The 12367-nt window shown below is 70.8% G+C and carries 11 protein-coding genes; 7 read left to right on the top strand and 4 right to left on the bottom strand.

Going from position 1 to position 12367, the window contains the following annotated elements; genetic code table 11:
- The first annotated feature begins 103 nt into the window (after nt 1-103).
- The 4 genes from ACIBCU_RS14290 to ACIBCU_RS14275 all read left to right on the top strand — a co-directional run bounded on the left by ACIBCU_RS14290 (nt 104) and on the right by ACIBCU_RS14275 (nt 5334).
- Nucleotides 104-1633, top strand: coding sequence for an ABC transporter substrate-binding protein (locus tag ACIBCU_RS14290; protein WP_399231515.1), 1530 nt, complete (start codon nt 104-106; stop codon nt 1631-1633).
- Between the two features lie 85 nt (nt 1634-1718).
- The gene (locus ACIBCU_RS14285; RefSeq protein WP_362933235.1) at nt 1719-2660 is read left to right on the top strand and encodes an ABC transporter permease; all 942 of its coding nucleotides are present in this window, start codon (nt 1719-1721) and stop codon (nt 2658-2660) included.
- On the top strand, nt 2657-4453 hold the full coding sequence (locus ACIBCU_RS14280; RefSeq protein WP_399231513.1) for a dipeptide/oligopeptide/nickel ABC transporter permease/ATP-binding protein: 1797 nt from the start codon (nt 2657-2659) through the stop codon (nt 4451-4453). Before ACIBCU_RS14285 ends, ACIBCU_RS14280 begins: the two co-directional genes overlap by 4 nt.
- Nucleotides 4450-5334, top strand: coding sequence for an ATP-binding cassette domain-containing protein (locus ACIBCU_RS14275; protein WP_362933229.1), 885 nt, complete (start codon nt 4450-4452; stop codon nt 5332-5334). Before ACIBCU_RS14280 ends, ACIBCU_RS14275 begins: the two co-directional genes overlap by 4 nt.
- Nucleotides 5335-5436: 102 nt before the next feature.
- On the opposite strand, the gene ACIBCU_RS14270 is transcribed toward ACIBCU_RS14275, so the two are convergent.
- The 4 genes from ACIBCU_RS14270 to ACIBCU_RS14255 all read right to left on the bottom strand — a co-directional run bounded on the left by ACIBCU_RS14270 (nt 5437) and on the right by ACIBCU_RS14255 (nt 9390).
- On the bottom strand, nt 5437-5922 hold the full coding sequence (locus ACIBCU_RS14270; protein ID WP_362933227.1) for a hypothetical protein: 486 nt from the start codon (nt 5920-5922) through the stop codon (nt 5437-5439).
- A gap of 86 nt (nt 5923-6008) precedes the next feature.
- Nucleotides 6009-7139, bottom strand: a complete 1131-nt coding sequence (locus tag ACIBCU_RS14265) for a SagB/ThcOx family dehydrogenase (RefSeq protein WP_399231511.1) — start codon at nt 7137-7139, stop codon at nt 6009-6011.
- Between the two features lie 305 nt (nt 7140-7444).
- Nucleotides 7445-8983, bottom strand: coding sequence for an MFS transporter (locus tag ACIBCU_RS14260; protein WP_399231509.1), 1539 nt, complete (start codon nt 8981-8983; stop codon nt 7445-7447).
- Complete coding sequence (locus ACIBCU_RS14255) at nt 8980-9390, bottom strand: DUF3291 domain-containing protein (RefSeq protein WP_362933218.1); 411 nt, start codon at nt 9388-9390, stop codon at nt 8980-8982. The genes ACIBCU_RS14260 and ACIBCU_RS14255 overlap by 4 nt, the downstream gene beginning before the upstream one ends.
- A gap of 477 nt (nt 9391-9867) precedes the next feature.
- On the opposite strand from ACIBCU_RS14255, the gene ACIBCU_RS14250 reads away from it, so the two are divergent.
- Genes ACIBCU_RS14250 through ACIBCU_RS14240 form a run of 3 tightly spaced genes read left to right on the top strand, consistent with a single transcriptional unit; the run spans nt 9868 to nt 12321 of the window.
- Complete coding sequence (locus ACIBCU_RS14250) at nt 9868-11169, top strand: NAD(P)/FAD-dependent oxidoreductase (RefSeq protein ID WP_399231507.1); 1302 nt, start codon at nt 9868-9870, stop codon at nt 11167-11169.
- Nucleotides 11170-11183: 14 nt separating this feature from the next.
- Nucleotides 11184-11450: an acyl carrier protein gene (locus ACIBCU_RS14245; protein WP_104784310.1), complete on the top strand. Its 267-nt coding sequence runs from the start codon at nt 11184-11186 to the stop codon at nt 11448-11450.
- A complete protein-coding gene (locus ACIBCU_RS14240) occupies nt 11434-12321 on the top strand; it encodes an alpha/beta fold hydrolase (RefSeq protein WP_399231504.1) in 888 nt (295 codons plus the stop codon). The genes ACIBCU_RS14245 and ACIBCU_RS14240 overlap by 17 nt, the downstream gene beginning before the upstream one ends.
- Nucleotides 12322-12367: the final 46 nt, after the last annotated feature.

The raw sequence follows: 12367 nt of genomic DNA, 5'->3' as shown, positions 1-12367 counted from the left end.
AGTCGTGCCGTAAAAACCTACCAACTGGTTAATTCCGTGTGTAGGCTCACCGCCACTCTCACCCGGGACGTCCTTCCCCGGCCCTCCAGACGGAGCGAATCTCATGAGCAGAACCACTCGAAGCGGGGCTCTCGCCGCCGCCCTGGCGATGTCCCTCGCCCTCGCGGGATGCGCGGGCTCGGGCACCAAGAGCTCCGGCGACCCGCAGTTGGACATCGCCACGCTGACCTTCCCGCAGAGCCTGGACCCGGCGCACGCCGTGGGCAGCGCGCTGCCGTTCTTCCAGGCCACCTACGACACCCTGGTCAAGCGGGAGCCGAACGGTGACTTCAGCCCGATGCTCGCCACGGAGTGGACGTACAACGAGGACGCCACCGAGCTCGCATTCACCCTGCGCAAGGACGTGAAGTTCGCCGACGGCACGGCCTTCGACGCGGCCGGCGTCAAGGCGAACATGGAGCACTTCAAGAAGGGCGGCGGGGCCGACGCGAAGTGGCTGAACGGTCTGGAAGGCGTCGAAGTCGTGGACCCCACGCATGTGACCCTCGAGCTCAAGCAGGCAGACCCGGCCATGCTCTTCTACCTGAGTGACGCGGCGGGTCTGATGGCGAACCCGGCGAAGTTCGCGAAGGCCGACAGCCTCAAGACCACCCCCGACGGCACGGGCCCCTACCGCCTCGTCAAGGCGAAGACGACCATCGGGACCAAGTGGGTCTACGAGCGGAACAAGGACTACTGGGGCGAGAAGGCACCCTACGAGAACCTCGCGATCAGCTTCTTCGACAACGAGACGGCGATTGTCAACGGCATCAGGACCGGCCAGGTCGACGCGGCCCTCCTGCAGAGCGCCGACCAGCAGATCAGCATCGAGTCCGACCCCCGGGTGAAGACGACGAAGCAGGAATTCGACTTCCAGGGGCTGCTGCTGTTCGACCGCGCGGGCGCGCTGACCCCCGCGCTCAAGGACCCCCGGGTCCGTCAGGCGCTCAACCTCGCGATCGACCGCGACACGATGCTCTCCACCATCCGGCAGAAGAGGGGCAAGGTCACGGACCAGGTCTTCGGCCCCGACACCCAGGGCTACGACCCGAAGCTGGACACCTACTGGTCCCACGACCCGGCGAAGGCCAAGAGCCTGCTGAAGGCCGCGGGTTACGCCAAGGGCTTCGAGCTGAAGCTTCCCCGGATCTCCGCGATCGTCAACGACGCCCTGGCCGCCTCGCTCGTCACCGACCTCAAGGCCATCGGCATCACGCTGGTCTGGGACGACCTCGACGGCAGCTCGGCCGTCCAGAAGGTGTTCACCGACCGCGCCTACTCCGGCATGGTCATGAACATCGGGCAGTCCTCGTCCGACTGGGTCGTCGTCAACGAGCTGGTGACTCCCGGTGCCTTCAACATGTTCGGCACCACCGACGCCACCGTGCAGAAGCTGATACCGCAGATCCAGACCGGCGCCGGCGCGGAGGTGAAGCAGGCGGCGACGGCGCTCAACACGCACCTCGTCGAGGAGGGCTGGTTCGTGCCCTTCTACCGGATGACCTACCTGCACGTCTCGGACGGCACGGTGAAGATCACCCCGCAGTCCGGCATGGCCGTGCCGTCGATCTACAACTACGCCCCCGTCTCATGACGCCCCGCCGGGGGCGGTCCGTGAGGCGGGACCGCCCCCGGCGGCCGGCCACGCACAGCCGAGTGCCGAACAGATACCGAGTGCCATGCTGAACTTCATCGCCCGAAGGATCGCGGCGGGGGCTGTGCTCCTGGTCGTCATCTCACTCCTCTCCTACCTGCTGCTGTCGGTCTCCGACGCGGACGTCGGCAGACAACTCCTCGGCCAGGGCGCCGACCAGGCGGCCGTCGACGCCAAGAACGCCTCGCTCGGCCTGGACCGGCCCGTCCTCGTGCAGTACGCCGACTGGCTGGCGCACGCCGTCCGCGGCGACCTGGGCACCTCCTGGTTCACCAGCGAGGACGTCGGGACCGCGGTCGCCGGCCGGCTGCCGGTCACCGCGAGCCTCACCCTGGGGGTCACCCTCGTCACCACCGTCGTGTCGTTCCTGCTCGGCGTCTGGGCGGGCGTCCGGCGCGGAGCGGCCGACCGCTTCGTACAGATCCTCGGGGTGGTCGGATACGCCCTGCCGGGATTCCTCGTCACCCTGGTGATCGTCCTCGTCTTCGCGGTCAACCTGAACTGGTTCCCGGCGATCGGGTACACCCCCTTCACCGAGTCGCCCAGCGGCTGGCTCTCCACCGTCACGCTCCCGGTCCTGTCCCTCGCGGTCGCCTCCGTCGCGGGGGTCTCGCAGCAGGTCCGGGGTGCCGTCGTCGACGTACTGCGCCAGGACTACGTCCGTACCCTGCGCGCACGCGGACTGCCCACCTCCCGGATCGTGTTCCGGCACGTCCTGCGCAACGCGTCCGCGCCGGCGCTCTCCGTCCTCGGCATGCAGTTCGTCGGCCTGCTCGGCGGCGCGGTGCTCGTGGAACAGATCTTCGGGCTCCCCGGCATCGGAAGCATGACCGTCACCTACACCACCCGCGGTGACATCCCCGTGATCATGGCGTTGGTCATGTTCACCGTGATCGGTGTCGTCCTGATCAATCTCCTGGTCGACACCATGATCGGCTGGCTCAACCCGAAGGCGAGGGCCGCATGAGCGAGAACCTCCCGGCCGGTGAGGCCGGCGCGTCCCGCCCGTCGGCACCGGACCCCGGCTCCGCCGGCGGAAGTCTTCGCAGGCTCCTGCTCAACCCGCTCGGCGCTATCTCGGCGGGGGTGCTCCTCCTGCTCGTCGCCGGTGTCGTCCTCGCGCCGCTGCTCGCACCGCAGGCCCCGGACGTCTCCTCGCTCGGCGACGCGTTCGCGGCGCCCGACGGAGCGCACCCCATGGGCATGGACTCCGCGGGACGGGACATCCTCTCGCGCATCCTGTACGGCGGACGCAACACACTGGGCGGGGCGGTGGTCGCCCTGGCGGTCGCCCTCGCCCTGGGAGTGCCGTCCGGCCTGTACGCCGGTTACTACGGCGGCCGGTTCGACTCCGTCGCCAACTGGGCCGTCAACCTCGTCATGGCGCTGCCCGCGATGGTGGTGCTCCTCGCCTCCCGCGCCATCCTCGGCCCCGACGTCTGGGTGCTGATGATCGTGCTCGGGGTGCTCGTGGCCCCCGCCTTCTTCCGTCTGGTCCGCGGCATCGTCGCCAACGTCCGTAAGGAGCTGTACGTCGACGCCGCGAAGGTGTCCGGGCTGTCCGACACCCGGATCGTCGCCCGGCACATCCTGATCGTCGTCCGCGGCCCCCTCATCATCCAGGTGGCCCTCGTCGCCGGAATCGCCATCGGACTCCAGGCCGGTCTGGAGTTCCTCGGCGTCGGCAGCGGCTCGGCGGCGACCTGGGGCGCGATGCTCAACGAGGCGTTCCAGAACATTCAGCGCGCGCCCCTGCTCATCCTCTGGCCCGGACTGGCCCTCGGCCTGACCAACGGCAGCCTCGTCCTCCTCGCCGGGGCACTGCGCGACGTACTGGAGGACCGCGGCGGCGAGCCGGCCGGGCGGCGCCGCGGGAGGCCCCGCACCCCTCCCACGCCGGTCGTGGACAGGCCGTCGGAACCGGGCGCACTCCTCTCGGTCCGCGGCCTCACCGTCGCCTACGCCCGCCCGGACGGCACGGGCAAGGAAGTGGTGCACGGCATCGACCTCGATGTGCACCCGGGCGAAATCGTGGGCCTGGTGGGGGAGTCGGGCTCGGGGAAGACACAGACGGCCTTCTCGGTGCTCGGGATCCTGCCCGAGGGCGGGCGGGTCGCCTCGGGGAGCGTCATGATCAAGGGCCAGCAGGTCGTCGGGCTGCCCGAGCGCGCTCACCGCGCGCTGAGGGGAGGCACCGTGGCGTACGTCCCGCAGGAACCGATGAGCAACCTCGACCCGGCCTTCACCATCGGCAGCCAGCTCATGGAACCCATGCGGCACGTCCTCGGCATCTCGCGGAAGGAGGCCGCCGACCGGACTCTCGACCTGCTGCGTCTGGTGGAGATCCCCGATCCCGCGCGGACGATGCGGCTGTACCCCCACGAGATCTCCGGGGGCATGGCCCAGCGGGTCCTGATCGCAGGCGCCATGTCCTGCGACCCGGAGCTCCTCATCGCCGACGAGCCGACCACGGCGCTGGACGTCCGGGTCCAGGCCGAGATACTCGGTCTGCTGCGCAGGCTCCAGCAGGAGCGGGGCCTGGGCGTACTTCTGGTGACCCACAACCTCGGTGTCGTGGCGGACCTCTGCGACCGCGTCGCCGTGATGAGCGACGGCAGGATCCTCGAGACCGGGACAACCGACCAGGTCCTCCGCTCCCCCCGGGACCCCTACACCCGGACCCTGCTCGGCGCGGTCCTCGACGAGGCCCCGGTCCGGGCGCCCTGGCAGCCCCGAGAGGCGAGGAAGACCACCGCATGACCAGCACCGCCACCACCGAATCCACCGTCCCCGACGCCCTGCTGCGGATCAGGGACCTCCGGGTCTCCTACCCGGGCAAGGGATGGCGCGCCCCGCGCACCGAGATCCTCAAGGGGGTCTCCCTCGACATCCGGCCGGGCGAGACCCTGGGACTGGTCGGCGAGTCGGGCTCGGGCAAGACCACGATCGGGCGCGCCGTCCTCGGGCTCGTACCGGCCCGCTCCGGCAGCATCACCTTCGACGGCGAGCGGATCGACACGGCGAAGGCCTCGCGCCGCCGTGAGCTCAGCCGCGACCTCCAGGTCGTCTTCCAGGACCCGTACACCTCGCTGAACCCCTCACGCACCGTCGGGGACACGCTCGGCGAGCCCCTCCTGGGGCACGGTGCGAGCGCCCGGGAGGCACGCGGCCGGGTGGGCGACCTCCTGGAGCGGGTCCATCTCCCACCGGACGCGGCGAGCCGTCTGCCCCGGGAGTTCTCGGGCGGCCAGCGTCAACGGGTCGCCATCGCCCGCGCGCTGGCCCTGCGTCCCCGGCTCGTGATCTGCGACGAACCGGTGTCCGCTCTCGACCTGACCACCCAGCGCACGGTTCTCGAACTGCTGCTGGAGATCCAGGAGGAGACGGGCGTCGCCTATCTCTTCGTCACCCACGACCTCTCCGTCGTGCGCTTCATGAGCCACCGGGTGGCGGTGATCAAGGGCGGGTCCCTCGTGGAGACCGGCGACGCCCACGACGTCACCACCGACCCCCGGCACCCCTACACCCGGGCCCTGATGCTGTCGGCTCCCGTGGCCGACGTCGCGGAGCAGCGGCGCCGCAGGGAGTCGGCCGCCACTCTCGGCGGGGGAGCCGCCGCACCGGCCGGCGACGGCGGCTGACGCCGACGGGGCGGGGCGGGGCAGGCCCGTCGGGAGGATGCCCGACGAGCCGGCCCGGCACCGCCCCGTCGGTACGGCGCACGGGCTCCGGGGGGAGCCCGTTCACCGGGTCTCGGTGACCTCCAGGAAGCCGAGCGCGTCGACCAGCGCGCCCAGATCGAGCTCCGGACCGCGACGCAGGGAGTCGAGCGCGGGGGCGGCGGCCGCCGGAGGCCGCGCGGGGTGCGGACCCGTCGTCGGCTGCGCGCCGCCTTCGTCCTGCTCCGTGGCCCTGTACCCGGCGCCGTCGAGGGGGCGGCGGGGCTCGGCTCCGTCCTCGGGGAGTACGGAGACGGGTGCCGGGGCCACTGACCTCAGCGCGGCCTTGCGTACGGCCCAGAGGAGGTCGGCGGGATCGGCGGTCTTCGCCGACGTGGCCAGGCGGTCGGCGGCCTCCAGGAGGACGCTGCGGGCCAGTTCCCCGTCGTTCTCCAGTGCGTCGAGCGAGACGGTGGCCGTGAGCCAGCGGTCGTCCCCGACGGCCTGGCTCACCAGTTCGGTGAGCAGTTCGTGGCGGGTGACCGGAGGGCGGGCGACGGTGGGGTGCATGGACGGGTCCTCCCGGATGCGCGGCGGATGGAAGGTGCGGGCGGGTCGGACGGTGCGGCGCGGGGCGCCGCACCCGAGGAGCCGGATCAGCCCGCCGCCGGCCACGGCGCGGGGGCCGCCCAGGGCGCGGGCGTCGCCTCCGGGAGCGGCGGGAAGGCGAAACCGGTGGGAGCCAGGGGGCCGGGACGCTCCGGGATGCCCGCCGAGAGCAGGTACACGGCGAACTCCTCGTCGGGGTCGACACCGAGGAACCGTTCCACCTCGCTGTCGGCGAAGGCGACCGTCTGGAAGGGGCCGAGACCCAGCCCGGTGGCGGTCAGGGCGAAGGTCCGGCCGTAGTGGTCGGCGTCGTGCATCCACCGCCGGTAGGCATGGGGGTGGCGGTACTTCCAGGCCAGCCGGTCCGCGACAGCTGTGGTGAAGACCGTGAACGCACCTTCGTAGGAAGGTTCCTGATGGTAGGTCAGCGCGGCCACGCGTTCGCGGGAGGCGTCCGTGCCGAGCAGCTCCAGGGCGTGGCGGGCGGCCGAGTAGTGGTAGAGGCCCGGCTGGACCCCCTCGACGTCGTAGGCCACGACGTACGCCTCGGCCTCGTGCCGGCCGCCGGCCGGGGAGCCGGCCCTGTCCCGCTGGGCACCGGAAGGGCCGCCGTGGAGGGAGCGCTGTGGGGCGAAGCTGTGGAAGAGCAGGGTGCCGAGCTGGTCGAGCGAGACCGGGGCGCCGCTGAATCTGCGGTGGCTGCGCCGGGTGGTGAAGGCCGAACCGACCGGTGCGGCCAGGCGCAGCGGCCGGCGCGGCAGCATCACGACCGGTCTGCCGGGGTACTCCTTGAAGATGCCGGGGGAGCCGTCCTCGCCCCCGAGGTCCTCCGCGCGCTCCACGCGGGCGGGGGAGTGCACCAGGTGCCCGGCGCCCCGGGTCTCGGCGGGGAACCGCCCGGCGACGGGGTCCCGGCGATCCCGCAGCGGCGGAGCGTCCTCGTACGGCACCAGCACACCCAGCTCCGTGAGGGTTCCCACGGCGCTGCGGACCCGGTCGTGCTCCTCTGCGGGGAACCGCCTCGCCAGCTCGTCCGTGTCGGTCCCCTCGCCGGCTTTCGAAAGGAGGTCGAGCAGATCGGGGGTGATCTCGATCCAGCGACGCTCCCCGGGAATTCCCATGCGCAACCCGTCCGGATGCCAGCTGCAGACCAGGTGATCCCGGCGGCGGACCTTCATGGTGGAATCTCCTTGTCTGTTTCCTGGACGCACCGGGGGGCGTTGCGGCGGAAGGTGCTTATTGATCCGGCGGGGCGCGCCCGGCTGCGGGACAGGGTCCGTCTCGCAGCCGGAACGCTTACCACCCAGGCCCCTCGTCAGTCGTGCGGGGGTATTTCCCTGCCTCCCCTCGAATTACCGGACCGGCGAGGTGAGTTCTCCGCTTTGATTCAATGACACCACTCCGCGGACGCCGGGTACATACTTTTCCGGAGGCGCTCTGCGCACTATCAGAATTCCTGAACCCGTATCAGGAATTCGAAATGCTAACTTTCCTTCTTCTTACTGGAAATGAACGCGAAGGCGAGCACGGCGGCCAGCGCGGACACCCCGGCGACCACCCACAGACCGGTGTGGATGCCCACGTTGAACGAGGCGCTGACGGCCTCCGTGACCTCAGGCGTGGAACGGCCGGCGCTGTTGCCGCCCTCCCGCGCCACGGCCACGACCTGCGTGGCGACCTCCGGGGGCACATGCGCGGTGTCGAGCCGTTCCGGCAGCGCGCCGATGAACCGTACGGCGAGCACCGAGCCCAGGACGGCGGTGGCGAGCACCGAGCCGACCTGGCGGAAGGCGGTCACCGCGTTGGAGGCCGCGCCCATCTGGGCCGGCTCCGCCACGGCGAAGGCCGCCGCCGTCGACGGGGCGACCACGAGGCCGCTGCCCAGGCCGAGCAGCGCCAGGCCGACGGCCGTGATCCCGTACGAGCTGTCGGGCTGCTGCCGGACCAGCACGATCGCGGCCGCGGCCGTGACCAGTGAGCCCACGGCGAGCAGCCGGGCGGGCCCGACCTTGCTCGCGATCCGCTGCGCCACCAGGGTGGACAGGACGAACGCGACCATCGCGGGCAGCAGCTTGAGACCGGTGGCCATGGGCTCGGTGCCCTGGACCCGCTGCAGGAACAGCACTTCGAGGAAGACGACGCCGACGAAGGTGAAGAGCGCGCTCGCCGCCACCACCAGCGTGGCGGACAGCGGGACCGAAGCCATCATGCGTACGTCCAGCATGGGCACCGGCGCCCGCCGTTCGACCAGGACCAGTGCGGTCAGGGCGACCACCGCGACCACCAGGGTGGCCACCACCACCGGGTCGCCGTAGCCCTCGCGGCCACCGACCGCGATCCCGTACACCAGCGTGCCGAGGCCGACGACGGACAGGAACTGGCCCGGCAGGTCGAGAGCGCGGTCGGGGACCTTCGTCTCCTTGACCGCGTAAAGGGTGACGGCCACGGTCACCACCGCGAGCGGGGCGTTCACCAGATACACCGCGGGCCAGTCGAACCGGTCCAGGAGCGCACCGCCGAGCAGCGGACCCAGGGCGAGGCCTACGCCGGACATGGACACCCAGATGGTGATGTAGCGCAGCATGCGCGGCAGATCGACGAAGAACGTCGTGGTGATGATGGCGAGTGACGTCGGCAGCACCAGCGCGCCGCCGACCCCGCTGATCGCCCGGCCGACGAGCACCTGCGGGAAGCCGCTCGCGGTCGCCACGACGAGTGAACCGGCGGCGAGCGCGACCACCCCGATGACGAACACCCGGCGTCGGCCGAAGCGTTCGCCCAGTGCGCCGCCGGAGAGCACACAGGCGGCCACGACCAGGGTGTAGGTGCTCGACACCCAGCTCAGGTCGGCGGGGGCGACGTGCATGTCCACCTGCAGGGCACGCAGGGTCGAGATCGCCGCCGTCACCTCGATGAACGACATGAACAGCCCGAGGCAGGCGGCGGTCAGCACCAGCCCGCCGCGCGGGATCACCGGCTTCGGGGGCGTGTCGGCGGGGGCCTGTCCCGTGACGGCGCTCATCGGCCCGCCTCCTTGTCGGCCAGCCGCTTCACCGCGTCGTCCCAGCCGGCGGGCAGGCTCTCGCGGTCCGCCGGGTAGAAGACGAACACCGAACGGGCCATCACCTTGCGGAGCCGGCCGACGATGCCCTTGTGCGGGTCCGAGCGCGAGAACGTGTCCAGGGCCTCCTGGCCGCTCCACGCCGACAGGGTCCAGAAGGTCTTCTTCAGCGGCTCGGCCCGCAGCGAGGCGCCGATGACGCCGGGCGCTGACCGCACCTGCTTCCAGACCACGAGTGACAGCAGGAAGAAGCGGGGGACGTGGAGCAGCGAGCTGACCTGAAGCTTGGACGCCATGACCACGGCTTGGCCGGAGTCGGCGGTCGCTTCGTCGGCGGCTGCCCCTGGCATCCAGGGAATGGTGGGCATGGAAGCCTCTCCTCTACTACTGCGACATGACACAGGGCTCTGGGGGCAGGGTTACCTGCCTCCTACAAGAGCCCACCCTGGCCCCGATCCGGACAGTCACGAAGGATGAACTTCGGATGGTGCGCGGAGTTGGCCGAATAGCGGCTACGAGCGCAGAGACGTTCGAATCCGGACACCGTTCTTTCAGCCCATCGGATCTTCCGATGGGCGCTCGGGCATCCCCGATCCGGTGATTGACCCCCGTGCGGCGGCCGACCTACGTTTCTGGCCATGCCGGCCCCGTCGCCGGACACAGTTCACACCGCCGTCGTCACACCCCGCCGTAGCAGCGACGCCGCCGTCACACCGGCCGTCAACGCCGCAACGGGGCACAGGCGAACTCTCCGCCCCAGAGGTCTCACTCCTCTGCGCCCCAGCCGTCGTCGCGCCGCCGCGACCGGTTCCACGAGTACCGCTCACGCCGAAGGGCTGCCTGCCATGACCACCCGTGTCGCTGTCGTCGGTGCCGGCATATCCGGACTGTCCGCCGCCCACCACCTGCCGGACGACGTCGAAGTCACCGTGTACGAGAAGGACGACCGGCCCGGAGGTCACGCGCTGACCGTCGAGGTCGAGGAGGAGGACGGCCGGACGATCGGCATCGACACCGCCTTCGTGGTCTTCAACTCCCGTACCTACCCGCAGATCACCGCGTTCTTCGAGGAGATCGGCGCCCCCGCCCTGGACCACTCGGGCGGATTCGACTTCTTCGACCTCGACCGTGGCCTCGACTACGGAACGACCGAGTTCGAACTGACCGAGGAGGAGATAGCCCAGCGCTATCCGGCCGACTTCCTCACCCTGTGGCGGGACGCCGAGCGCTTCCACCGCGAGGCGCCGCGCGACTTCCTGCGCAAGCGCACCGACATGGCGCTCGGTGAGTACCTGAGCAGGGGCGGCTACTCCGACGCCTTCAAGTACGGCTACGTCGTACTGCTCGCCACCGCCGTCTGGTCGGTCCCCGCCGAGCTCATCTGGGAGATGCCCGCCACGACCGTCATCGCCTTCTTCATGTCCCACGACCCCGGCGGCCTCGGCGGGCGCACGGTCGCCTGGAAGACCGTGGCCGGCGGCAGCATCGAGTACGTACGCAGGGTCGTCGCCGGGATCCACGGCAAGGTCCGCACCTCCAGCCCGGTCACCCGGGTCCGCGAGGAGGCCGACGGCGTGGTCATCGGCACGGCCGACGGCGAGGAGCGCTACGACTACGCGGTCCTGGCCTCGCACGCGGACCAGACGCTCGCGATGCTCGAACAGCCCAGCGCGCTCCAGGCCGACATCCTCGGCAAGGTCCGCTACAGCTCCACCAGCGCCGTCCTGCACACCGACCCGGCCGCCATGCCGCCCAACCGCGAGCGCTGGCAGAGCTGGAACTACGGCCTCAAGACCGTGGACGGGCGCACCCGCACCTGGGTCGCGTACTACATGAACTCGCTCCAGGGCTTCACCGCGAGCAAGGACTACTTCGTCACGCTCGACTCGCCCATCGTCCCCCGGGACGAACTCGTCATCCGCGAGCTGCCGTTCACCCACCCGATCATCGACCTGGACGTGCGCACCATGCAGCGCACCATCTACTCGGTCAACGAGACCGGACGCGTCAAGCTCGCCGGTTCGTACTTCCACTCCCCGAAGATCGGCCACGACCTCATCGGGTCCCACGAGGCCGGCTTCGTCTCAGGGCTGAAGGCCGCCGAGTCCATCACCCGTGATCTCCGCCCCCACGCCGTCAAGAAGTGAATCGAGGTACTCCCATGCAGACTGTCACCGCTAAGGAAGCACAGGCCTGGCTGGTCGAGAAGCTGGCCGTCCGCCTGGAGGTCGAGCCCTCCGAGATCGACGTCGAGCGCTACTTCGACGAGTTCGACCTCGACTCGACCGAGGCCCTCATCCTCGCCGGCGAGCTGGAGAAGTGGCTCGGCTTCGAACTGGAGGCGACCGCCCTCTGGTACCACCCGACCGTAGCCGCGCTCTCCGAGCACATAGCCGAGGAGAGCGCGAACCATGTCGCCGCGGCCTGACCCGTCCGCACCCCGCCCCGTACTGCGCACCCTGCGGGACGCGGGCGGGGACACGGCCCACCGGATCTGCGCCGTCCACCCGGGCGCGCTCGCGGCCGGTGAGTGGGAGGCGCTCGCCGGGCAGCTGCCCGAGGACACTGCCCTGTACCTGCTCGACCTGGGCAACGTCCCCGAGTTCCTCGCCGCGGCCCTCGACCCCCGCGCACCCGTCGTGTCCGTCGGGGCGCTGGCGGCCCGCTGCCTCGACGAACTCGCCGCTGCGGGCGCCGACTCCGCGCCGTTCTCGCTCGTCGGCTGGTCCTTCGGCGGCGTCGTCGCCTACGAGATCGCCACCCGGCTCGAAGCGGCCGGGCGCGGTGCCGTCCTGCGGGACCTCGTCCTGCTCGACAGCATCGCCCCCGTCCCCGCCTTCAAGCGCACCGACGAACTGCTCGACGCCTCGATGCTCCTCGACTGGTTCGCGATGTACCTCGGGGCGAAGCGCCGCAGCCCCTTCACCGTGAGCGTCCCGTCCCTCGCCGCACCCGAGGACGGACTGCCCCAGGTGCTCGACGCCGCCGTCGACCAGGGGCTCCTGCCGCGGGGCACCGAACTCGCCGGACTGCGCAAGCTGTACGCCGCCTACCAGGGCGGCCTGTCCCGCAACAACCGCTGCACCGCCCCGTACGAGCCGGGCCCCATCGAGCGCCCCCTCACCCTCGTCAAGCCGGAGCGCTCACTGCTGCCCGACAGCGGGGACCTCGGCTGGAGCGGCCTCAGCGCACATCCCGTACGACAGGTGGCCGTCCCGGGCGACCACTACACCATGCTCCGGGACCCCGAGGCCGTGAGCGCGCTCGCCGGACTGCTGGCCGGCTCCGCCGTCGTCTGAACACATCCCGCGGACCCGCGCCCTGCCCACCCGCCGCACTTGAACG

The sequence above is a fragment of the Streptomyces sp. NPDC051064 genome (assembly GCF_044455985.1).
In the GTDB taxonomy this organism is placed as follows: domain Bacteria; phylum Actinomycetota; class Actinomycetes; order Streptomycetales; family Streptomycetaceae; genus Streptomyces.
The sequence above is the reverse complement of the archived record's forward strand: the minus strand, read 5'-3'. Positions and strand labels throughout refer to the sequence as shown.